The organism is Anabaena lutea FACHB-196 (assembly GCF_014698305.1).
GTDB classification, from domain to species: domain Bacteria; phylum Cyanobacteriota; class Cyanobacteriia; order Cyanobacteriales; family Nostocaceae; genus Anabaena; species Anabaena lutea.
Genome location: NZ_JACJST010000004.1, coordinates 56,895 through 81,576, shown reverse-complemented (window position 1 = coordinate 81,576; position 24,682 = coordinate 56,895). Strand labels below are relative to the sequence as shown.

Annotated in this window: 19 protein-coding genes; 10 read left to right on the top strand and 9 right to left on the bottom strand. The window is 38.9% G+C overall.

The window, feature by feature from the left end; genetic code table 11:
• Positions 1-279: 279 nt before the first annotated feature.
• Positions 280-2,328 carry an NAD-dependent DNA ligase LigA gene (ligA, locus tag H6G59_RS06105; protein WP_190712458.1) on the bottom strand — a complete coding sequence of 683 codons (2,049 nt, stop codon included), beginning with the start codon at positions 2,326-2,328 and terminating at the stop codon, positions 280-282.
• A gap of 280 nt (positions 2,329-2,608) precedes the next feature.
• Entirely contained in the window at positions 2,609-3,682 is a 1,074-nt protein-coding gene (locus tag H6G59_RS06100; RefSeq protein ID WP_190712456.1) for a vWA domain-containing protein, read from the bottom strand.
• A gap of 155 nt (positions 3,683-3,837) precedes the next feature.
• Between H6G59_RS06100 and H6G59_RS06095 the strand changes: the two genes are divergently transcribed.
• Positions 3,838-4,821: a glycerophosphodiester phosphodiesterase gene (locus H6G59_RS06095; protein WP_190712454.1), complete on the top strand. Its 984-nt coding sequence runs from the start codon at positions 3,838-3,840 to the stop codon at positions 4,819-4,821.
• A gap of 140 nt (positions 4,822-4,961) precedes the next feature.
• On the opposite strand, the gene H6G59_RS06090 is transcribed toward H6G59_RS06095, so the two are convergent.
• Positions 4,962-5,162: an RRXRR domain-containing protein gene (locus H6G59_RS06090; RefSeq protein ID WP_190712452.1), complete on the bottom strand. Its 201-nt coding sequence runs from the start codon at positions 5,160-5,162 to the stop codon at positions 4,962-4,964.
• Positions 5,163-5,765: 603 nt separating this feature from the next.
• Here H6G59_RS06090 and chrA point away from each other — a divergent pair.
• Complete coding sequence (gene chrA / locus H6G59_RS06085; RefSeq protein ID WP_190712450.1) at positions 5,766-6,959, top strand: chromate efflux transporter; 1,194 nt, start codon at positions 5,766-5,768, stop codon at positions 6,957-6,959.
• A gap of 51 nt (positions 6,960-7,010) precedes the next feature.
• Here chrA and H6G59_RS06080 read toward each other — a convergent pair whose 3' ends face one another.
• On the bottom strand, positions 7,011-7,307 hold the full coding sequence (locus H6G59_RS06080; RefSeq protein ID WP_190712448.1) for a hypothetical protein: 297 nt from the start codon (positions 7,305-7,307) through the stop codon (positions 7,011-7,013).
• Positions 7,308-7,725: 418 nt separating this feature from the next.
• Here H6G59_RS06080 and H6G59_RS06075 point away from each other — a divergent pair, with 418 nt between their 5' ends.
• Together H6G59_RS06075 and H6G59_RS27250 are read left to right on the top strand one after the other, a co-directional pair.
• On the top strand, positions 7,726-8,178 hold the full coding sequence (locus H6G59_RS06075) for a HipA family kinase (RefSeq protein WP_190712446.1): 453 nt from the start codon (positions 7,726-7,728) through the stop codon (positions 8,176-8,178).
• Positions 8,179-8,203: 25 nt separating this feature from the next.
• A complete protein-coding gene (locus tag H6G59_RS27250) occupies positions 8,204-9,055 on the top strand; it encodes a DUF3037 domain-containing protein (RefSeq protein WP_190712444.1) in 852 nt (283 codons plus the stop codon).
• A gap of 59 nt (positions 9,056-9,114) precedes the next feature.
• Here the strand turns inward: H6G59_RS27250 and H6G59_RS06065 are convergent, their stop codons facing one another.
• A complete protein-coding gene (locus tag H6G59_RS06065) occupies positions 9,115-10,566 on the bottom strand; it encodes an MFS transporter (protein ID WP_190712442.1) in 1,452 nt (483 codons plus the stop codon).
• Positions 10,567-10,640: 74 nt separating this feature from the next.
• On the opposite strand from H6G59_RS06065, the gene H6G59_RS06060 reads away from it, so the two are divergent.
• Positions 10,641-11,162: a phosphoribosyltransferase gene (locus H6G59_RS06060; protein ID WP_190712440.1), complete on the top strand. Its 522-nt coding sequence runs from the start codon at positions 10,641-10,643 to the stop codon at positions 11,160-11,162.
• A gap of 82 nt (positions 11,163-11,244) precedes the next feature.
• Here the strand turns inward: H6G59_RS06060 and H6G59_RS06055 are convergent, their stop codons facing one another.
• Together H6G59_RS06055 and H6G59_RS06050 are read right to left on the bottom strand one after the other, a co-directional pair.
• A complete protein-coding gene (locus H6G59_RS06055; protein WP_190712438.1) occupies positions 11,245-11,688 on the bottom strand; it encodes a DUF29 domain-containing protein in 444 nt (147 codons plus the stop codon).
• Between the two features lie 349 nt (positions 11,689-12,037).
• Complete coding sequence (locus tag H6G59_RS06050) at positions 12,038-12,964, bottom strand: AEC family transporter (RefSeq protein WP_190712436.1); 927 nt, start codon at positions 12,962-12,964, stop codon at positions 12,038-12,040.
• Positions 12,965-13,149: 185 nt separating this feature from the next.
• Between H6G59_RS06050 and H6G59_RS06045 the strand changes: the two genes are divergently transcribed.
• The 4 genes from H6G59_RS06045 (at position 13,150) to truB (ending at position 18,176) form a co-directional block, all read left to right on the top strand.
• Entirely contained in the window at positions 13,150-13,950 is an 801-nt protein-coding gene (locus H6G59_RS06045) for a M15 family metallopeptidase (RefSeq protein WP_190712434.1), read from the top strand.
• Positions 13,951-13,999: 49 nt separating this feature from the next.
• The gene (locus H6G59_RS06040) at positions 14,000-14,917 is read left to right on the top strand and encodes a DMT family transporter (protein ID WP_190712432.1); all 918 of its coding nucleotides are present in this window, start codon (positions 14,000-14,002) and stop codon (positions 14,915-14,917) included.
• Positions 14,918-15,434: 517 nt separating this feature from the next.
• Complete coding sequence (locus tag H6G59_RS06035) at positions 15,435-17,204, top strand: alpha/beta hydrolase (protein ID WP_190712429.1); 1,770 nt, start codon at positions 15,435-15,437, stop codon at positions 17,202-17,204.
• Between the two features lie 93 nt (positions 17,205-17,297).
• Entirely contained in the window at positions 17,298-18,176 is an 879-nt protein-coding gene (gene truB, locus H6G59_RS06030; RefSeq protein WP_190712427.1) for a tRNA pseudouridine(55) synthase TruB, read from the top strand.
• 986 nt (positions 18,177-19,162) lie between these two features.
• Here the strand turns inward: truB and H6G59_RS06025 are convergent.
• Positions 19,163-19,459, bottom strand: a complete 297-nt coding sequence (locus H6G59_RS06025; protein WP_190712425.1) for a hypothetical protein — start codon at positions 19,457-19,459, stop codon at positions 19,163-19,165.
• Between the two features lie 130 nt (positions 19,460-19,589).
• Positions 19,590-20,948: a thioredoxin-disulfide reductase gene (trxB, locus tag H6G59_RS06020; RefSeq protein ID WP_190712423.1), complete on the bottom strand. Its 1,359-nt coding sequence runs from the start codon at positions 20,946-20,948 to the stop codon at positions 19,590-19,592.
• Between the two features lie 331 nt (positions 20,949-21,279).
• Between trxB and H6G59_RS06015 the strand changes: the two genes are divergently transcribed.
• On the top strand, positions 21,280-24,675 hold the full coding sequence (locus H6G59_RS06015) for a phycobilisome rod-core linker polypeptide (protein WP_190712421.1): 3,396 nt from the start codon (positions 21,280-21,282) through the stop codon (positions 24,673-24,675).
• Positions 24,676-24,682: the final 7 nt, after the last annotated feature.

The following is a 24,682-nucleotide window of genomic DNA, read 5'->3' as shown; positions in this document are numbered from 1 at the left end:
GGGGACAAGGAAGGACAGTGGACAAGGGAGGAAAACCGTACAAAATCATATTCTTTTAGTAGCAAAAAGACCATTGTGCGGAGAAAATCTTCCTTGTCTACTTTCCCTCCTTGCCTTCCTAGTCCTGCCTTAACAGATAATATTAAAAACCTACCCTTGTCAGGACGCGGAGATGGGGTGACGCGGGGACGCGGAGACGCGAGGAAAATTAAGAATTCCCTGTTCCCTGTTCCCTGTTCCCTGTTCCCTGTTCTCTGTTTACGAATTACGAATTACGAATTACGAATTACGAATTATTTCCAGCAATTGTGCTTCACTTAATTGAGTAATTCCTAATATTTGCGCTTTTTCTAACTTGGAACCAGCATCTTCACCCACAACCAAAAAGTCTGTTTTTTTGCTCACTGAGTCAGTTACTTTACCACCAGCTTTTTGAATCAATGCTTTGGCTTCATCACGCTTTAAGGTTGGTAATGTACCTGTAACCACAAAAGTCTTACCCGCCAACTTGGGATTACCTTCTCCAGGTGCTTTGGGCTGCTCAGTGGTAGCTAATTGTAACTCTAATGCTTGAAGACGAGAAATTAAAGTTTGATTTGCAGGGGTGCGGAACCATTGATAAACTGATTGGGCAATTTCTGCACCGATACCATAAACACCTTCAATATCTGATTGTCTCGCTGCTGCTAATTCTTCTACGGTGGTGAATTTCTCTGTTAATAATTGGGCGTTAACGCTACCAACGTGACGGATGCCTAAACCATATAATACTCGTGACCAAGGTTTATTTTTTGATTGTGCGATCGCACTCACCAATTTTTCCGCTGACTTTTGACCCATTCTTTCTAATCCACATAATTGTTCTGCTGTCAAGTTATATAAATCGCCAACAGAAGACACCAACTTTTTATCCACTAGTTGATGTACCAACTTTTCACCTACACCTTTAATATCCAAAGCGTCACGACTCACCCAATGTTCAATCTCACCTTTGAGAATTGCTGCACAGGAAGCATTTACACATCTTGTCACCGCTTCCCCCGATTCTCGCACCACCGGTTGACCACAGACGGGACAATGGGTAGGCATCATAAAAGGTTGAGTATCAGCGGGACGCAGTTCTTTAATTACCCGCACCACTTCCGGGATAATTTCCCCAGCTTTGCGAACAATGACAGTATCACCGATGCGGATATCTAATTGGGTAATGCGATCGCTATTATGTAAAGTAGCTCTAGAAACAGTAGTCCCTGCTAATTGTACAGGCAACATTTCCGCCAAAGGAGTTAATGCTCCCGTTCTTCCCACGTTCACCATAATATTTTCCACACGGGTTGGAGCTTCTTCTGCTGCATACTTGAGTGCGATCGCCCAGCGGGGACATTTCTGCGTAAAACCCAACTGTTCTTGCAACCTAAACGAATTCAGCTTTACCACCACCCCATCAGTCATATAAGCTGAATTCAGCCGTTCCGTATCCCAGTACTGATAATAATCAGCCACTTCCTCTAATTTATTGCACAGCTTATGATTGGCATCAACCCGAAAACCCATTTTTTGCAACAACTCTAAAGCTTCCCACTGCGTATTAGCAATACTAGAATCATCCAGCCCCGTAATGTGTAGTGTATAAGCAAAAAAATCTAACTGTCGCTGTGCTACAATCCGGGGATCTAATTGCCTAAGTGTACCAGCCGCCGCATTACGGGGATTAGCAAATACTTGTTCACCTGCTTTTTGTCTTTTCTCATTAATTTGTTTAAATACATCTAAAGGTAAAAATACCTCACCACGCACTTCCACCTTTTCAATATTTTCCAAACCATCGAAATTCAAACGTAGGGGAATTGAGCGAATCGTCCGCACATTTTGGGTAATATCTTCACCCATCACCCCATCACCCCTACTCACACCCCTGACGAGAACCCCATTTTCGTAAGTTAACGCCAAAGCAGCACCATCAATTTTCAATTCTGCCACATATTCCACCGCATCCACAGAATGCTGGGGAGGTAAATGTCGTCGCCAACGTTGCTCCCAAGTCTGCAACTCCTCAACATTAAAAGCATTTTCCAAACTATATAGAGGAATGTTATGCCGGACTGAGGTAAAGTGAGTTGCAGGACGCTCACCCACGCGCTGAGTGGGACTATCAGGAGTAATTAATTCTGGATACTGAGTTTCTAATTCTTGCAGTTCTCGATAAAACCGATCATAGACCGTATCCTCCATAATTGGTGCATCTAGAACATAGTAAGCATAACTGGCTTGTTGTAATAACCTTCGTATCTCTTCTATACGCTTTATTTCAACTTGAGTTGGTATCATAAAATTTACGAGATAATACTTGGAAAATAGAATTTAAACACTAGAAAACCTGCTAGAAGCAGGCTAAAAATCCACGAAAGATTTTAGCAAAATTATAGATTAATCGTAAGGATACAGAATAGCCTGCGGCACGGCTACGCCTACAGAATCATAAGGCTTTTCGAGTCAAGTTTGATGATTTTGCTCGAATCTCTCTTCTCTTTATTTCTGATGTCACAAGCATTTTGACTCCTGACTCCTGAACCGAAGGTCTGCGAAGCGTCTCCTGACTCCTGAATTCTTACGATGAATGATCCCAGTCTTCAACTTCATATAAAAACCTAGTTTTACCAATTAACTTACGATTAGCAGACGTACTTTGAACAAACACCACATACTTCTCTAGATTACTCGGTTTAATCCTAATTGTCGCATCCATCGGTAGACCTAACATTTCTCGTGCAGCACTACCTTGAAATAAATCACCTGTTGTCCTATCCATCAAGATAATTTCTTTAGTCGCTTGGATAGTTTCTGTTTTCGTGAATTCATAGAAACCACGCCCTACTTTAAATGTTAACCCATTTTCCAACACAAACGCTTTAATAGAAATATCTTGGTCAACCTCTAAAACTTGGAACCTTCCAGGAACAACCGCCCTTAAATCAGTTGATTCATAATAAGACGTTCCCTCTCGCTGCATCATGGTATCAAATATTTTATTTAACCCACGACTCATCCTTCCTTGGTTAATTACTTCTTGCTCATAAGCTTGTAACTGTTCATCAGATGACTGCTGGTAGCAAACTGCTAAAAACAAATCAGTAATGTAAGAAAATTGGTCTAAATTAATATGAAAACCACCAGATTTTTCAGCTAACTCTTGATAGAAAGGTGTCGCATGAGGGCGATTAAGAGCTTGTACTCCATAAACTGAAATTCCCAATTCGGCTAACTTATCTACCTCTTTACGCCAATTTAGCTTTTGAGGATTGTGTGCTGGTGCATGGGGAATATCATCACCAATCAAAACTAGTGATTTAGATGCTGATTTTGACCAAGATAGCGATTGGGATTCATGTAATACTAACTCATAACATTCCGGTGCATCTCCCCCACCAGTAGGTTCTACATTTTGGACAAAATCACAAATTTTATCCACATCACCAGACAGGTTAAAGGTTTTAGTCACATAGGTTGAGCCTGCATCGCAATAATCCCCATGAGCGATAATTCCAATCTTAATTAGAGGTAATTCATCCATCAGTCTGGTAACGGTATTTTTAATTTTTCGCCGTACCTGAGTTAGACAAGGATACATACTACCCGTTGTATCAAAGCTAAAGACAACTTCTATATTATTGTTGTTTGTCATAGCTGTAACCCCAATTTCACTTATGTATAGTGTATCTTTATTTTAAAGAGTTATTTCCTAGGAAAAATATTACTTTAAAATATTGTAATATTTTGGGTTTCTGAAAGTGGATAAGTATGTAAAAATACAGATATAATAAACCAATTATTCAGGCTATGGCTAAAAAATCCACAAACCAACGTCCTATTATTATTGCTCATCGGGGTGCAAGTGGCTATCGTCCTGAACATACTTTAGCTGCTTATGAATTAGCAATTAATTTAGGTGCTGATTATATTGAACCAGATTTAGTTATTACCAAAGATGGTATTTTAATTGCTCGTCATGAAAATGAAATTTCAGAAACTACCGATATTGCTATTCATGCAGAATTTATTCACCTGAAAACCACGAAAATTATTGATGGTGAAATTAAAACAGGTTGGTTTACGGAAGATTTTACTTTAGCAGAATTAAAAACCTTGAAAGCTAAAGAGCGCATTCCCCAACTGCGTCCGCAAAATACAGTTTATGATGGAATATTTAGCATTCCCACACTACAAGACATCATTGATTTAGCCGAAGCTAAAAGTTTAGAACTTGGTCGAATTATTGGTATTTACCCAGAAACAAAACATCCAAGTTACTTTAAATCAATTGGTCTCCCATTAGAAGATAAGTTACTCACAACTTTACACAAAATTAATTTACCTATATTTATTCAATCATTTGAAGTTGGTAATTTGCAAGAATTATCTAAAAAAACAGATTTACCTCTAGTACAATTAATTAATGATTCTGGCAAACCTTATGATTTTGTAGTTAATGGTGATCATCGCACATATCAAGATTTAGTAAATCCAACAGAGTTAATAGAAATTGCTAAATATGCACAAGCGATAGGAGTAAATAAACATTTAGTAGTTCCCCAAGATAGCAATGGTAAATTACTATCTCCAACATCGTTAGTAAATGATGCTCATCAAACTAATTTGAAAGTTCATGCTTGGACATTCCGCAATGAGGATTTCTTCTTACCTTTCGACTTTAAACAAAATCCTCAAGGAGAATATGAAATGTTTTTTAGCTTAGGTATAGATGGCGTATTTAGTGATTACCCAGATACGGCTAAATCCCAACTTACAAAAATGGAAATATAAAAAAATAGGCAATTATTTAAGCAGAATAGTTGAAAATTTTTTGGGTGCTATCTTATAAGTAGAACAACTAAAAAACGTAATATGTACACGAATTACGTTGGCGTAGCCTACCGTAAGCATTACGAATTACGAATTACGAATTACTTAGTTTTACCACCAGGGTGAATCCTGAAACTTAATTGTTCCAACTTGATTTTGTTGAAGGATTCTTTGAGGATAATGGTAAATGGATATCGCTTAAAAACCGCAGCTTTACCCTGTGACAACAGTATCCTAGCATGACTAATACGTACTGGAGATAATGGTTGTTGATTGGCATCCAGAAGAAATACTTTAGTCATTTGTTACTTCCCAAAATTAGACATAGAAGAAGGAGAGTCTAGAGGAAAACTCTAGTACTCTCATGGTTACCGCCATTTTGCTGTGATATAATTTGCTATATTCTCCAGTAAGTCGCCCGGATTTACGGAGAATATAGCATAAGTAGAAAATATCACAGCCAAATTTAAAAAGCAAGTTGATTGGTTCCGAGAAATTTTTACTATGCAGATTGTAATTCTTAGAACTCTGGCTATAAATTACTGTAAAAGAATAGGCTTTTTAAAGAAGGGTAAATCAGCACAAGAGAATCATACTTTCTGTGTATATTTTGTACATTATATTACTATAAGTATTATCCGTATTTCAACAAAAGAATATACGGTAGCAATAAAAGCTCTAAATTTTTGTTGAGGGACAGTAGCTGTTCTCTATTAACGTTAACAGCCACTTTTGTAAAATTGGATCAAGGCTACTACTGAAAGAGTAACTCTTATACTACTATAAAACTATCAAATTAGTGTATTTTAGTGTTTATGCAATAAAATACCTAATTTTAACCTATCAACAGTAGCTTATAAATAGCGATTACATTCGTACAGTTAAACAATATTGCCTAGCCAATCATGAATAAATTGCCATTAAGTCGCTTGGGTGAAGTCGCTAAACTCTTTTTAAAATTAGGCATTATTGGCTTTGGGGGACCAGTTGCCCATATTGCCATGATAGAAGATGAGGTAGTCAAGCGTCGTCAATGGCTGACGCGAGAACATTTTCTGGATTTGCTTGGTGCAACTAACCTAATTCCCGGCCCCAATTCCACAGAAATGGCGATTCATATTGGATACATTTATGCAGGATGGTTGGGGCTGATTGTAGCGGGTGTTTGTTTTATTTTACCTGCGGTGGTAATTACAGGTATATTTGCCTGGATTTATGTCAGTTATGGTACTTTACCCCAAGTTGCACCTTTACTTTATGGGATTAAACCGGCTGTTTTAGCTATTATCCTGAATGCTATTTGGGGCTTGGCAAAAAAAGCCGTGAAAACACGCAAATTATTAGTAATTGCGGTAATTGTTGGGGCGGCGACATTTTTCTGGAAAGTCAATGAAATTATTGCTTTATTAATTGGCGGATTTTTAGGTATGCTTTGGCTGCATGGTGGTAACAAGAATAATAGTCCTGGAAATCAGACTAATTTATTAATTGCTGGTTTAACCATAGGTGCAACTTGGCAAGCGACATCAGTAAGTGCTGTATCTGTGCCTTTGTGGCAATTAGGTTGGTTTTTTCTGAAAGTTGGTAGTGTGTTGTTTGGTGGCGGCTATTTATTAGTAGCTTTTTTGCAAGGTGGATTAGTTGAAGAATATGGCTGGTTGACACAACAGCAGTTACTAGATGCGATCGCAATTGGTCAATTTACTCCTGGCCCTGTTCTTTCTACTGCTACCTTTATTGGTTATGTCATCGCTGGTATGCCTGGTGCAATCGTGGCTACCTTGGGAATTTTTCTACCTTCATTTTTGTTCGTTGCCGCTTTAAACCCCTTGATTCCCCGTTTACGTGCCTCTGCTTGGACAAGGGCTTTTTTAGATTCTGTCAATGTCAGTGCTGTGGCGCTCATGGTACTGACTACGCTGCAATTAGGCGTAGCGACGTTGACAATACAACAAGCGCCTTATGTGGATTTTATTGCTAGTGCGATCGCTCTCATCTCAGTAATTTTAGTACTGCGCTATCGCATTAATGCTGTATGGCTCGTATTAGGTGGTAGTTTAATTGGTTGGGGCGCTTATTTGTCTGGATACATTAAATAATTAATGTAAACGCCAGATCAAAAAACAAAGAATTTATCCCAACCGCTGACTTTAACCTGCCAACTTTGATAAATCTACTTGTTGAGTTTCAGCGAATTCAAAGGGATTCCACTTTGATACTGATATTGGATTTATATTTTGTTGGCTAATAATGAAGTCTATAAATTCCTTAGCTTCATCGATAGCAAAATCCTCATTGAACCAACAGCGCATAGATATTTTTGAATAATCTAGCTTGTTACCAGTTGGGCTGTAGCAGATGATTTCAAATCTTTTTTTGGCAAACCACTGATATAGTTCAATCTTCCATTCTTGATAGTCTATGGTTTTCATTAAATATTTATTCATCGATCTCTGTTCCCCTATTCAAAAAATTGATTTTTCAAGTCAAAATTAATCCCCAACAACAGCAAACTGCAATATTAACGTTTCTTATATGTATCATAATAAAATATTATTTAGTTTTGCATTAGGAATATTCATACTTCTTAATATAAACTTTATGTTTCGTTATAATAACCAGGATATTTAGAAAATACTGGCATTAAAAAAGGCGATAGAGAACGCCCTTATCTGCGTAGTTTTAGCCCTTCGATATCGCATCAACACCGCATGGTTATTTTCAGTAGTGGTTTAATTGCTGGAGTGCTTCAGTTTTAGGCTATGTTGCACTGAAATATTATTGATATTAGAAAATATAAAAGCAATATGACACTTGTTTAAGTAACGAAAATCAAGTATTGTCAATTCTTAACCAATAAAATTAGTGTCATTTTTTTTATTTTACAGCCATCATGTGAACAACGAAATAAATATAGAAAAGGATAGAGCAAGATGGAAACTTTCTTTAGAAGAATTACTCAAAAACCCAGAAGAACCAGTACTTATAACGACCTTGCTACGTGGATGGAATTCTGCGGCTCGTCCTGTTAGAGCCAAGGGAATTGACGACTGTAACTATGTTGTGAAGGGTCAGCAGGCTGGTCGGCAAATTATCAATGATCAAATTGTGGCACGATTAGGTTTAGCAATGGGTGCGCCTGTTGGTGAGCCACAAATAGTTGAAATTTCACCAGAATTACTGGAACTAGATCCAGAGGAAAAGATTATCCAAGCAGTGGCTAGACCTCCTGACGAGTGGAGGATTACAATGGATGAGAGAATAGCAATTTTAGAGTTCTTGATCAAACGTCAGCAAGAATTGCTGGAATCCCTTTAGCCAAATTTGAGGGAAGTTAAGCGATATGGCTAGTAGATACAGTGTAATTCAGTATGTTCCTGATCCGATCGCAGATGAGCGGATTAATATTGGCGTACTTGCTTTTGACAATAATGCCGTCAAAATACACTTTGTAAAGAACTGGGAACGAGTACGCCATTTTGGTATGGAAGAAATTGGTTTCCTGAAAGATTTTGCTCATCGTATGGAAAATGGAGCTAAAGAAGGACTTCTATTTCCAGGAGATAAGCTTAATGGAGTATCCAACCAAGAAAGACTCTTAAAAATAGCACAGGGCTGGATGAATAGTATTCAGTTCACAGAACCTCGCGGCTCACTAAATACTGTGGATAAATTGCTACAAGATATTGCTAATACTTATTTGCGTGAGCCACAACTAGAATCAAATCTTAAATTTAAGGCACGTGACCGTCAAGCATCTGCAAGACTTATCAAGTCTAAAACACGGGAAATACTGAAGCAAAAATTTGGAGATAAATCCAGAGACTTATTAAAACACCATGAAATTTGTGGTAAACACACAAATAATAAATTTGATGTCGTTGTTGCTAATGGTAAACCTTACTTCGCAGCACATGGGATCTCTTTTGAAGTTGATGTACCTGATAGCTTAAAAGGTGAAGTTTGTTGGCGGATTTCGGATGTAAAAAATAGCAAACCTAATTTTCCAATTGCAATTTTTGTACTGCCTCCAAAAGTAGAACAACATAACTATCAGCAGATTCAAAAAGCATATCAAAAAAATATCGCTACTTACCAGGAATTAGGAGCAGATATTCTTCAGGAAAATGATGTCAAACCTTGGGTTAATAAACAAATTGAAGGATTATCTTTAGACTTGGTGTTGGGACATTAAAATCTAGATGTTATGGGGTGAAGCGGTATTATAAACTTCATCCTTTTTTATTAGTAAAATTACTTATCACCAATCTTCTCCCGTCGTTCTTGCAACTTCAACATTATTTCTGTGTGCATCTCGCGGGTAATAGGATAGAAAAACGTTAAAATCAAACCAATAATTAAACAAATTGTGGGTATTGGTCCCACAGCAATCCGAATAGCAAACAATGCTGAATCAGGTTGTATAGGAAGCGTACTTTGTCCAACTAAAGCTGCTTTAAAACCAGAAGCTTCTAAAGCATTACCGACTATAAATAGCCCAAAAGCTAAACCAAACTTTTGCAATAAAACCATAAACCCATAGAAAATTCCTTCCCGTCTTTGTCCGGTTTGCAATTCGTCTAACTCAATCACATCAGGAATCATTGACCAGGGAATTAGATAAGCTGTAGAAACACCAACACCTGCCATAATTGCCATGATATACATCAATCCAATTTGATTAGATTGTAAGAAAAATAGTCCAGCAGCGGCGATAATCCATATACTCATTCCCAGAAAATAAACAATTTTTTTACCAATTTTTTTACTTAAATTACTCCAAACGAATAGCATTAATAACGCAGTTGCTTGTACAGCAATCATAACTGTGGGAACATCTGAATTTTTCAGTCCCATACAGTAAATGACAAAATAGGGAATTATACTCGCTGTGATTTGTACCCCTAACCAAGAAAAAAGATAGATAGCGATCACAAATAAAAACGGTTTATTAGTAAAGACTATTTTTAACTGTTCAATGAAAGGAATTTCTGGTGGTTCCTCAAGTTGGATACGTTTAGCCTCAAAAGCCATAATGCGATCGCGTGTTCCGTAAACGCACCAATATAAGGATAAAACCGAAATAACAGTACAAATAGCTGCTAAAACTAGATATTGTTGTTGGGGATTGACAATGACAGAAAAAACAATTTGCGCTAAAATCAGCGATACAATACTGCCACTAATAGAAAAAGTAAAGCGAAAGCTATTCAGGCTAGTACGTTCATCGTAATCTTGAGATAGTTCAGGTGTCATTGCCGTATAAGGCAAATTAACAACAGTGAAAAACGCCTGAGATAGAACTCCAATTGCTACGTAATACCAGAACAATGGCCAAATATTACTACTTTGATCAGCACTAAACTGCGGTACAATCCACTGTAAGAAAAAGAAAACCCCAAACGGAACTGCACCATATAAAATCCAAGGTAAGCGACGACCCCAGCGACGAGATTTAGTTTTGTCAGTCAACCATCCCACAATTGGATCATTGACAGCATCCCAAATTTTGCCAATCATCAAAATACTGCCAGCTAAACCTGCGGGAATACCAGCGACATTAGTAAAAAACACCAACAGAAAAAAGATCGCAATATTGGAAGTAATTGCTGGCCCTAAATCACCAGCACCATAAGCCAGTTTAGTTTTCAAATCTAATTTTTGAGTTGTTAGAGATTTTTGCAAATCACCATCAGCATCTTTCATAATAAATCCCGCTTATTTTAAAATAAATAACTTGGCTTACTTGAAGTATTAGTTAACACAATTTCCAGAGTCTTATGTCAGACCTTTACGTTTCTTGGTCAGATTATCACCATAAAATTGAACAATTAGCTGTCAAGATTTATCAATCAGGTTGGCAATTTAACCAAATTGTCTGTCTTGCTAGAGGTGGACTGCGAGTGGGTGATATTTTATCACGGATATACAATCAACCTTTAGCAATTTTAGCGACATCATCTTACAGCGGTGCTGGTAAGCAAGAAAGGGGGGGTTTAATAGTTTCCCCTCACTTAACGATGACTACCGACACATTAGGTTCCCGGATTCTGCTAGTAGATGATTTAGTAGACTCTGGGATTACTCTCCAACAAACTATTCCTTGGCTACAACAATACAGTCAGTACCCAATTGCAGAAATTCGCACCGCCGTTATTTGGTATAAAGCCTGTTCAGTTATTACTCCCTATTACTATGTTGATTATCTACCCGATAACCCCTGGATTCATCAACCCTTTGAAATGTATGAACATACAACCCCTAAAGAATTGGCAGAAAAGCAAAATTTAGCAGTTACATAATCAATAAGACCTGATTTTAAGTGCTATCAAGAAATCTTGTAGAGATGTTATAGGAAATGTCTCTACATTCATTCTCCTATATTTACAAATAATTTTCATCTAAAAGTTGTTCTAAAGTATAAGGAGAATATTCAGGAAAATCAATTTTAAATCTAGTTTTTTGCTTAACATATTTTAAAGCACTTCTATAAATTTTTTCTAATTCACTGTGGAGATAATTTTGTAAATTATTGGTTAATAATCTTTCAAGTTGGTTGCGAAAACCAATAATCTCTGTTTGCCAATGATTCCCATTCATTTCATATTCTTCTGTCCAATAGTGTAATAATAAAAGATGTCTAATTATTTGTTCTAATAAACTAGCAACAGCATTTTTATCTCTTTTTCCCAAAGACTCTAACTCCTCTATTAGATTATTTAAATCTAAATCTTGAAACCGCTTTTCTTTGAGTAAAATAATGGTTTCTTCTAACCATAAATTTTCATCTATTTCATATAAAGACTGTAAATCTGTATTGATGGTCATAATTTACTTCTCCCTAGATGAATTAGTAACTGCCATTCCTTGATACTTGTTTTCATACTTGTTTTTATTTTACCAATATTAATGAATTGTTTATATTAATTTGACAGCACTTATAGTGGTTCTCGGTTGAGTGAGATATCAAGAACTCCACCCCCAACACCTTCTTCCTTCGGATGAATGCCTCCGGCACCTACGCGTTAGCAAAACTCCACAAAGTGGCACACCAGTCGCCTACGGTGGGAAATCCGGGCTACAGGGCTGGTTCACCGCAAGGAAGGGGCTATGATGTACTTCATTCAAGTGCCTATCGCTATATCTACTTCTGCAATGTCAATTGGGGTATTTCCAATTAAAACAACCACAACCAAACGGGTAGAGTAACTAACAATACCATAGCGCCCATAGCTAAAGCAGTCACTGCCAAGTCACGATCTAGATCAAAGGTTTCAGCTAATACCAATGTGGCAAAAGCTGGAGGCATAGCCATTTGTAATACAATTACCTGTGCTGCACCACCAGTAATACCAAAAAATGGTAAAGTGCTACCCAAAAACAGGGGAACTAAAAGCATTTTGATGAATAAACTGCTCCCAGCTTGAGGTAGTTTGTACCAAGAATTCAGCCGTGAGAGTCGCATCCCAATTAAAATCAAGGATAAAGCAACAGCACTCCAAGCTAATTTATCTAAGCCAAATTCCATCACTGTAGGAATTGACACTTGGCGAAATAGCAACCCCAATCCAAAACTCCAGAGGGCAGGATTGATTAAGATTACTTTAGCCATCTGTCCATAATTTCCATAATTTTGGATTGTGTTCCCAAAACGGACTGCTAGTAATACACCCAAACCATAAGCTCCGAAGAGTGACCCCAATAAATCGTAGAATAATGCCCAGGCGAAGTATTCCTTGCCTACCATTGCTAAGGTGATGGGAAAGCCCAGATAACCAGTGTTACCTACCATAGCCGCTAGAATCAAACTACCTTGGGTTGATGGCTGGGGGAGAGATTTTGTCAAATAGGCTTGACCTTTAATCCCTAACCAAGCTAAAAATGCCCCTAGTAAGATAGCTACGTGAGCTATAACTGGTGCAATCCAAATCTGTCCCGATAAATCTGTTTGGCGTAAAAAAGCAATAATGCTGATCGGTACTCCTATCCAAAACAGAAACTGACCTAAACGAGTAGGAAATGTATCAGGTAATTTGCGTCCTAGGATGACTCCTACTAGGACTAATCCCACTAACTTAACGTATAGTTCTAAGAGATTTATCAAGATTTTATCTAAAAAATAGGAATATAAAATGATACCTATAACTGTTATTTTTTGCCAGTCTACTATTTTGAATAGTACTAACTTGAAAAATCATAGGACAGATGGACAGCCGAAAAGCTAATTTAGTCAGTTTTTCAAAATCCAAAATCCAAAATCCAAAATTGAACATAAACAGGAGTTGACACTTGAAAAAGGCTGGGTTTTCAGAAAAACCGCAAAACTCATCGTCTGGTGCTGGAGATGATATTCCAGTGGCTTTACGCGATACTCCTGATACCGGGTCTAAGCTACGCGTACAACCACTAGTTTTAGTAATTGGGGGATTAACAGGATTTGTGCTGCTATCTGTAATTAGCGGTTTTTTATTTTTTGTTACAGCACCTAAAAAAACCACTGATTCTCTACCATCAACGGGTTCTGTGCCTGCACCAACTAATTCCCCAAGTATTGACAGCAATACTATTTTGGGGCATTTAGCATATGGAGAAGCACCAGAATCAGAACTAGTACCGATTACGGCAGATGGACGGATTAAAATGCGACAAGCGGCTGCTCAAAAATTTCAGGCTATGGTACAAGCTGCAAGAAGTGCAGGTGTAATTTTAGCGCCAATTTCTGGCTTTCGTTCAGTTAAAGACCAAGAGCAGTTGTTTTTTGGTGTTGGCGCTCAAAGGAACCAAACCCCCGCCCAAAGAGCCGCCCTCAGCGCTCCTCCGGGTCATAGTGAACATCACACAGGTTACGCTGTGGATATAGGAGATGGAACTGTACCAGCAACTAATCTGCAAGCCAATTTTGAAAATACCAAGGCATATCAGTGGCTACAAGCCAATGCTGCCCGTTTTAGCTTTGAGATGTCTTTTCCCAAGGGTAATACTCAAGGTGTAAGTTATGAACCTTGGCATTGGCGTTTTGTGGGCGATAGTAATAGCTTAGAAACATTCTATAAAGCCAGAAATTTAAAACCCACTAACACAACTAATTGACATTGAGGAATTGGTCAAACATGATTAAATCATCTAATTATTATTAATCATGCATCAAAGTTCCGGTCGCTGGCGTTTAGGGCTAGGTTTATCGCTGCTGACAGTTTTTTTATGGGGAATTCTACCGATTGCGCTGAAGGTAACACTGCAAGTTTTAGATGTCTACACCGTTATTTGGTTTCGGTTTTTGATGTCGTTTATCTTACTGTTAATTTATTTATCTGTGCGGCGCAAATTACCCAGTTTAGAACAATTACGTAGTACTTCGGGAAAATTATTAGCAATAGCCACAATATTTTTAGCCAGTAATTACTTTCTGTTTATGCAAGGTTTAGCATTAACAGCCGCCGCTAATGCACAAGTAATAATTCAGTTAGCTACTGTTTTGTTGGGTTTTGGTGGTTTAGTTATTTTTAAAGAGCATTATACACTGCGTCAATGGCTGGGTGTAAGTGTGCTAACTTTAGGTTTTGCGCTGTTTTTTAATGCCCAATTCACGAATTTAATCACAGCACCTAGTCAATATCTTCTTGGCAGTGGGTTAATTGTCTTAGGAGCAGTAGCATGGGCTATTTATGCTTTAGCACAAAAGCAGTTATTAAAATCTTTAACATCTTCTCATGTTATGCTGATAATTTATGGGGGATGTGCTTTATTATTTACTCCTTTTGCAAAAATAAATACAGTTTTTTATCTCGATCATCTTCATTTAGGAATGCTGCTATTTGGTGGATTGAATACTTTGATTGCTTATGGCGCTTTTGCTGAATCATTAGCACATTGGGAAGCATCAAGAGTCAGCGCAGTATTAGCATTAACTCCTATCGTGACTTTAATATCCGTTTGGATTACTTCAAAAATTGCATCCAATCTAATTCCACTAGAACAGATCACAATTGTGGGAATTATGGGGGCTTTGTTAGTTGTGGCTGGATCAATATCTATAGCTTTAGGCAAATCTGAATAAGTAGGTATACTAGAAACGGTTGGAAACTTTACTTTTACACGCAGCGAAAAGTTCCTCGTAGCCGGGAAACCCTGCGTAGGAAACTTTTCAAGACAAAGTGACGCAGAGTTTTTATTGAAGTTTTCACTTTGAATTTTATATTTAAAGCCACATCGTAAATACTGAGGTAGAGTCGTTTTTTAGTTGTTAGGATTATGAGTGATATCAAGTCTAGCTAATTGCTTATAATTGCTGATCAGAAAGTTCGACCCGTCTTTGCTCGGTTCCCTAATCATAAGTATACAGCCGGACAAGATATGAGTGCAATTAAGTAAAGTCAATCTCTTATCAAGCGGATATTTTTCCTATCCATTGGCTTTATTTACCTAAAATTTTCACTCTTTGTATTCAAGATCATAAAATCTCAAAAATATCCAGAAGACTACTGCAAACAGTAGTATATATAAATCCATCAGGGTGTGTGAAAAACTACCAAATATAACGCTTCGCTAAACAACATCACCGAAAAAATTGAGCGATGAAAAGTTGGTTTGGTAATTGGACCCGCAGCGTGAAAAGGAATTCACTATTGCTGGTGCTTTCAATATTGCTGCCAACATTTGGAATTAGTCACTCTGTTATGGCAGCAGAGAAAATATATGCTTCTTATTCATTACTAGAAGTTTCCTTTCCCGTGATTAGTTTAGAAGTCTATGCCAAAACGGGATTAATTGATAATGAATTAGCTGTTTATCAGCGATATATTTCACTACAACAACTACAAGAACTAAGACCTATTTTACTCGGTTCTTTAAAAATTAGTCCCGCTGTTGCTTCACAATTTCTCTACACACAGCCAGGAGAATTTTTGGTACGACGGTTAGCAGAGTTGATTAAAACTAAATCTAGTCAATCTGAGTCAGGATTGCAGGATTTACGATTGGCAATAATTTTAGCATCTGGGGAACCAGAAGGTTTAACGTTATTAAATTTGTTACGTAAGTATCCCAGCAGTAATATTCATATTAATTTAGCTGATACTTTAGAAATATTTGGAGAATTGGAGAAACTGATTAGTCAAACCAATCGTGCGATCGCTTTAGTCCAGCAAAAATCTCATCTAGAAGTTGCTACCATCGAAAAGGAGAATCTATCTCAATTGCCAAATTTACCAACTACAGGCAAGTTTCAAGCTAAAAAGTATACAATAAAATTTTTCGACTTCAACCGTAATCGGCTTTTGCTTACAGATGTTTATCTTCCTAATGTTCAACATTCGGCATCAGTTATTGTCATTTCTCACGGCTTAGGTTTAGACAGCAGTAATTTTCGTTATTTAGCTAATCACTTGGCTTCCCAAGGATTTGCGGTTGTGGTTCCTAATCATCCTAACCCTAGACAATCTTTGATCAAGAGTAAAACTAGTGAATTAGTAGAACCAGGAGAATTTACAGATAGACCATTAGATATCAAATACATATTAGATCAATTAGAAACAGCTAACCAGTTTGATGCCAACTTTAAAGGTCGGTTAAATCTGCAACAAGTTGGTGTATTTGGTCAATCTTTTGGCGGTTATACGGCTTTAGCTTTAGCAGGTGCGAGGATTAACTTTGAGCAGTTAAAAAAAGATTGTACACCAGCGGGGCTGAGAAATACTTGGAATATGTCTTTAATGCTGCAATGTCAAGCTTTAGAATTGCCAACTAAGTCTGAAAAAGAATATAATTTGCGGGATGAGAGAGTTAAAGCGGCGATCGCAGTTAATCCTATCACTAGCTCGATTTTTGGACAAGCTGGTTTAAACCAAATTCAAACTCCTGTGATGCTTGTAGGTAGCAGTGAAGATACTGTAGCACCGACTTTAGCTGAACAAATTTTACCCTTTTCTTGGTTAACCAATCCCCAAAAATATCTGGTTCTGCTTCTGGGTGGAACTCATTTTTCTACAATCGGTAATGGTAATTCCGGGAGTCAACAAGTAGCATTACCTGCGGAGATGGTTGGAGATGCTTTCCAAGCACGTGCTTATATCAAAGCTTTGAGTTTACCTTTCTTCCAAGCTTATGTGGCAAAAAGACCTCAATATCTTCCCTATCTTAACGCTGACTACGCTAAAACCCTTTCTACTCAATCTTTGGGTTTGAGTCTCGTTCAGTCTTTGAGTAGCCAAGAATTAAGTCCCGTACTAGATAATAATTTCTACGGAGTTATCCCTGAAAAAAAACTTCCTTCTACCATCATCAAGTTGGGATTTTGGATATTAGATATTGGTGTTTCCTTGCTTCATGTTATGATTTTTCTGTGATGTTTTTTACATCTTGTCTTTATTAATAAAATTCTTATTTTTCTGCGTAAGTCTTATATAATTACTTACGAATTACGAATTAGAAATTATTCCGTGCAAGGCTTTCTTAACCTCAACAAACAACTTGACTGGACTTCCCACGACTGCGTCGCGCGGGTGAGAAGACTCCTGCGTCTTAAACGGGTAGGACACGCAGGAACTTTAGATCCTAAAGCTACAGGTGTGTTACCCATCGCTTTGGGTAAAGCCACGAGATTATTACAATATCTACCCGGTGAAAAAGCTTACAAAGCTACTATCCGCCTTGGTATATGTACTACTACCGATGATTTAGAAGGGGAAGTGATCACTTCTCAACCTTGTCCTGGGTTAAATTTAGCAGAAATCAAAACAGCACTTGGCGAATTTATCGGCAAAATTGAGCAAATTCCTCCTAGTTACAGTGCTATTCAGGTAGAAGGAAAAAGATTGTATGATTTAGCACGAAAAGGGCAAATTGTACAAGCACCGACGCGAACAGTTGAAGTTTTGCAGATAGAAGTTTTAGACTGGCGTGATGGGGATTTTCCTGAACTAGATATAGCGATCGCTTGTGGTGCAGGAACATATATTCGTGCGATCGCTCGTGATTTAGGTATGGTATTAAATACAGGTGGTACTCTTGCGGCTTTAATACGTACAGTTAGCAGCGGTTTCAACTTACAAGATAGTCTCACTCTCACCGAGTTAGAAACTCAATTGTCAGCCCAGACATTTCAACCGATGGCTCCAGATGCACCTTTGCTACATTTACCATCTGTAACTTTACCAGCAACAGAAGCTAAAAAATGGTGTCAAGGTCAACAAATTTCTATCAATCTTGATATTTTGGGATTAGTACGAGTTTATGAAGAAGAAACCCGTTTTTTAGGAATTGGACAATTACAAGAAAACATCATAATTCCGCAAATGGTTTTTGAACCAATTTCTTAACCGGGGTTCAATTTATAGCGGTATTGTGACTTGAATGATACAGTGGCCTTTTTATCCACTTTATGCTTCATAAAGTAGATGTCCATTTTATACTTCAGTTTTAATATATGGGTATTTTTTGGGTAATGATTATCATATATAGAAGAGAAGTTGGTATTTGCCAGACTTGCAACTACACCCTTCTTAATGATTATCATTTTATTTGCTAAAAGCCTTGGCATACAGTAGAAGCAAACATAGCTATCACTATTGACTTCCAAACAATTAGTCGATGATTTTCTGGTTATTTTGTTGGTGGCTTGTACAACCAAACTATTGACGTTGTAACTACTGCTGCTGAAAGGATTAAAAAAGAAATCATTACTGCGTCGCTTGCTCTATCAAAATTCATTCTAAATAAACCAAATGTCAATATAATAGTGACCCCGAACCAAATGCTTATTGTTATTAAAGTTCGCGCTGTCAGTTCATTCATTTTTCTTATCACTAAATAAATTATTCCATAACTTGGGTGCAAAGTTGATGATATTGCTGTTTGATTTGGGCAATTTTGACTGTTTGGGGTTTAGAAAACTCTTGGCTCTATTATGATTCACTTTTTTCACACGCGGCCATGTATTGATACAAAATTTTATCTAACTTTTTGCTGCAAGGTCTGAAGTTACGTTAATTTTTGGTCAGCTTATGGTTCAAAGTCTGGCCGTTTTTGCGGTAAAAGCACAGCTAAGGCGTAGCGTGCCGGAGGCATCACCCGAAGGGAGAGGGGTTCAAGTATCTCACTCAACCGAGAACCGCTATACCAAATCCAATCTAACTAACCATTTTCCTAAAAAAATTATACTAAAAACGGTTGAAAACTTTACTTTTAAACGCAGAGGTTCGCTGAGGTAAACGCAAAGTGACGCAGAGTTTTTATTAAAGTTTTCGCTTTGAATTTTGTTATTTTAATAAATTCGAGATATTAACCGTTTTTAGTATACCTGAATTTATTCCCAAGTTGATACATCCCGCAATAAATCAGGAATTTTTCCTTGCGATAAAGGAAACTCTAAGAACGTTTCTCTATATCCCAAATATCCCGATTCAGTAAACGACATCAACATCCGTGCTAGTGCTAACCAAACATCTGATTCATATTCCCAATCATGATCACGTCTAGCACGTCCAGCAATAGAACGTAGCGCCCAAAAATAAGAATTCCTGACTACAGAACCGCCCTTTTTAAACTCTGGGACATCCTCTTTGTGGATAAATAACACATTATTTTCAATTTTGGCTCTCATTTTATCCAATTTAGGATTTTAGATTTTGCAGGTATGAAAGATTGTAGAGACGATAATTTCTAATCAGGTCACGTCTCTACAATGGTTTCAGATAATGCATCTTTAAACAAAGATCGATGTTGAATGAGGTCTACAAATTACTTTCAATTAACAGTCGATATTCGCTTTTTTGCTTCACTCCTTTAACTTCCTTCACCAATTCCTGATTTTTGAACAATTGCACTGTCGGTGTTCCGGTAACTCCAGCATTTTCAGCAATATCTCTATCTTTGTCAATGTCGATTTCGACAAAATGAATTTTCCCGTCAAATTCATCGACTACTTTATTCAAAATAGGTTTGAGAGTATGGCAAGGACCACAACCAGGAGAGACATATTTCACTAACATCAAGCGATCGCTTTCATGGAATAATTTCCTTAAAGCATAACCACCTTCATGGCGTGTCGCTTGCAAATTAAACTCCACTACTGTTACTGTGTTCGTCTCTTCTGCTGGTGCTTCTAACTCCTGACTCTGGATTTGATGAAACTCTTGAATTAAACCTTTTGCAGATAACCACCGTTCCGCTAACATGGCCGCCATACAACCAGTACCCGCTGCCGTAATAGCTTGGCGAAATTCATGATCCTGCACATCACCGGCTGCAAATACACCATCTATACTGGTTTCTACGCCACCATGTTTAGTGGTAATGTATCCCACCTCATCCAGTTCTAATTGTCCTTGAAATAAGCTAGTATTGGGCTGATGGCCAATGGCATAAAATAAACCTTTCGCAGTTAATTCGCTCACTTCGCCAGTTTGGTTATTGCGAACTTTCACCCCAGCCATCTGACCATTCCCGAATACATCCACAGCCTCTGTGTGCCAGTGTACTTTAATTTTCGGATTACTCAAAACCCGGTCTTGCATTGCTTTAGAAGCCCGCATTTTTTCCGAACGCACCAGCAAATTCACCTGAGAACCATATTTAGTTAAATAAATTGCCTCTTCCGCTGCTGAGTCACCTGCACCAATTACCGCTAACTCTGCACCGCGAAAAATTGGAGTTGCACCATCACAAATTGCACAAGCTGAAATTCCCCGACTCCAAAATTCATGTTCGCTGGGTAAACCTAACCGCTTGGCTGTTGCACCAGTAGCAATTACCAAACTATGCGCCTTTACTTCCCTTTCTTGGGAACGGATAATAAAAGGGCGCTGACTCAAATCAACTGAGATCACATCTTCCGTGTACAATTGCGCTCCCCAGCGTTCCGCCTGGGCTTTCATATTATCCATCAGTTCCGGCCCGGTAATACCTTGGGGAAAGCCGGGAAAGTTCTCAACTTCTGTTGTTGTCATCAGTTGTCCACCTGGTAAACCCCCCGCTTGGAACCCTTCAAAAACAACGGGTTTTAAATTAGCACGTCCCGCATATATAGCCGCTGTATATCCTGCTGGACCAGAACCGATAATTACCAAGTTTTCTACTAGAGAATTAGCCATAACTATTATATGAACTCATAACGACTACGCTTAATTTATCATAACATAACAGAGCTTTCAATTTACTTAAATTAAAGCTACAAATGAATCCCCGCATCTCTCCGTTTGTTCACTACTTGTTCCATATCACTGATTTAGATTACAGATTCGACATACTTCTTAATAAACTAGCAGCATAAACGCAAAACGTTCTAATCTAAAAACTGACTGGGTTAATTTACTGGCAGTTTTGCAGGCAGTACTCTTAACGCATAAATACGCAAAAGTGTCAAGCCTCAAAACAACCCAGACTTAACACATAGACTTATTTATTAGGAGTTTTAGAAATCCAATGAGTGTTAAGGCAAGTGGTGGAAGCTCCGTTGCGCGTCCGCAACTATATCAAACCTTACCAGTAGCAACCATTTCCCAAGCGGAACAACAAGACCGCTTTTTGGGAACCGGTGAACTGAGTGAATTAGGAAGTTATTTTGCATCTGGTGCAAAGCGTTTAGAAATTGCTCAGATTCTCACAGAAAATTCCGAGATTATCGTCTCCCGTGCCGCTAACCGGATTTTCGTCGGTGGTTCGCCAATGTCTTTTTTAGAAAAGCCCAGAGAGCGAGAACTGGCCGCAGTTGGGGCTGGTGGTGTTAGTGTTCAAGAAGGCATGGCACTAGGAACCGTCACCTACGTTGAAAGTCGTGGTGGTTTCTTTGAAAACCTGCGTTCTATTTTCAATACTTCCTCAGGTGGACCAACACCTCCAGGCTTTAGACCAATTAACGTTGCTCGTTACGGGCCTAGCAACATGGCCAAGAGCTTACGGGACTTGTCCTGGTTCTTGCGCTATGCTACCTATGCGATTGTGGCTGGCGACCCCAACATCATCTCTGTAAATACCAGAGGTTTGCGGGAAATTATTGAAAATGCCTGTTCTGGAGAAGCAACCATAGTAGCTTTACAGGAAATTAAATCAGGTTCTCTGTCTTATTTCCGTAAAGACCCTGTAGCTACAGAAATTGTGACTCAGTACATGGATGTGTTGCTGACAGAATTTCAAGCACCCACACCTTCAACCAAAGTCCGCCAACGTCCTTCAGTTGACCAACAAGGGTTACAACTGCCGCAAATTTATTTTAATGCCGCAGAACGTCGTCCTAAGTACGCCATGAAGCCCGGATTGTCTTCTAGCGAAAAGGTAGAAGTCATCAAAGCAGCATATCGTCAAATTTTTGAGCGCGACATTACCCGTGCTTATAGTTTGTCAATCTCTGACTTGGAATCCAAAGTCAAAAATGGCGATATCTCCATGAAGGAGTTTATTCGTCGTCTTGCTAAATCTCCCCTTTACCAAAAACAGTTTTACCAGCCTTTTATTAACAGTCGGGTCATTGAATTAGCTTTCCGTCACATTTTGGGACGGGGACCAAGCAGCCGTGAAGAAGTCCAAAAATACTTTGGCATTATTTCTAAGGGCGGTCTACCAGCTTTAGTTAATGCTTTAGTAGATTCTGATGAATACAGCGATTACTTTGGTGAAGAGACAGTACCCTACATCCGGGGTCTGGGTCAAGAAGCCCAAGAATGTCGCAACTGGGGACCACAGCAAGACCTGTTTAACTACAGCGCGCCTTTCCGTAAAGTACCTCAGTTCATTACTACCTTTGCTGCTTACGAACAGCCATTACCTGACCAACATCCCTACGGTTCTGGTAATGACCCCTTAGAAATTCAGTTTGGCGCGATTTTCCCGAAAGAAACTCGCAACCCCAGCACCAGTCCTGCTCCTTTTGGTAAGGATACAAGACGGATTTTGATTCACCAAGGGCCTGGTATTAATAACCAACTCAGCAATCCTAATGCACGGGGTGTAGCTCCTGGTACTTTGGGCGCTAAGGTGTTCAAGTTAGACCAACTTCCTGGAACTATTGGCAGAAAAGCCGCTAAGGGCGCAAGTGTCAAGTTCTCGGAAAGTTCTACTCAAGCGGTAATTAAGGCTATTTATCTGCAAGTTTTCGGTCGTGATGTTTACGAAGGTCAACGCCTGAAGGTTGCAGAAATCAAGCTGGAAAACGGCGATATCACCGTTCGCGAGTTTGTGCGGATTTTGGCGAAGTCGGATTTATTCCGCAAGATGTACTGGACTTCTCTGTATGTCTGTAAAGCCATTGAGTATATTCACCGTCGCTTGTTAGGTCGTCCTACTTACGGTCGTCAAGAGAACAACAAGTATTTTGATATTGCTTCTAAGAAAGGCTTCTATGCAGTTGTTGATGCCATCATTGACAGTGTTGAGTACAGTGAAGCTTTTGGTGAAGATACAGTTCCTTACGAACGCTATCTAACTCCTGCGGGTGTGTCTTTGCGTCAATTGCGCGTTGGTAGCATTCGTGAAGATGTGGCGAATGTTGAGAAACAGGAAACGCCTCGCTTTGTGGAATTGGGTGCAGTTACAGAAATGCGGACCCAACCAGATATTGAATTCCGCATAAACCAAGGTGTTAGCAAGCAACGTGAGCAAACCAAGGTCTTCAAGCTGACAGCAGTTAGCAATGATAAGGTTGCTGCTGAAACCTTGATTAGCGGCGCTTATCGTCAGATTTTCGAGCGCGATATTGCTCCTTACATCTCTAAGAACGAATTCACGGTTCTAGAAAGTAAGTTGGTAAACGGTGAAATTACCGTTAAGGAATTTATTCAAGGTTTGGGTTACTCTAACCTGTATCTGAAAGAATTCTATACACCTTACCCGAACACGAAAGTCATTGAGTTGGGTACTAAGCATTTCTTGGGTCGCGCACCTATCGACCAAGCGGAAATTCGCAAATACAACCAGATTTTAGCTACTCAAGGTATTCGTGCCTTTATTAGCTCTATGGTTGATAGTGCAGAATATCGTCAGGTGTTTGGTGAGGATACTGTTCCTTACCGTCGTTTCCCCACTTTACCTGCGGCTAACTTCCCCAATACTGAAAAGCTTTACAACCAGCTAACCAAGCAAAATGATGATGTGGTTGTTCCTAGCTTTGAAACTGTGAAGTCTCGGATTAAAACTGAGAATACACCGATGTTGGCGAATGCGATCGCTTCCTTGGCAGCCCAAGCCAAGCAAATAGACAAGACTCAGCCCTTGTTTATTGAGTTGGGTCGTTCTTACAACGATGGTCGCGGACAGTCTGTAGAAGTCGGTGTGGGTACAAGCCGCCGCAAACCAGCCCGTATCTACCGCGCTACCACAGGGACTAATTCCCCAGAAACCAATCAGGTAATTAATGCTATTTACTGTCAGGTCATGGACGTATTTAGCGGTCAAGTTCCTGGTTATTTCCGCCGTTCTGACTTAGATAGCAAACTGCGTAACGGTGAAATTTCTGTCCGTGAATTTGTTCTTGAACTAGCTAGTTCAGATATCTATCGCAAACGCTTCTACACTCCTTATCCCAACACCAAGGTGATTGAGTTCCTATTCCGTCACTTATTGGGTCGCGCACCAGCCACTCAAGGCGAAATCCGTCAGTATAACAAGTTGCTGGCTGATAGCGGTTTAAGGGCTGCTGTAGAGGCAATGGTCAATAGTTCTGAGTATGCTCGCTACTTCGGCGAAGACGTAGTACCTTACAACCGCTATCCATCTTTACCCGCAGGTAACTACCTAGGTAGCGTCCAGGCAGCAGCAGACTTAGTGAAACAATCCTGGTCTAGCTTGTCTCCCGCTGTTTTAACTGGTCGTCCTAGCAACAGATAGGTGATAG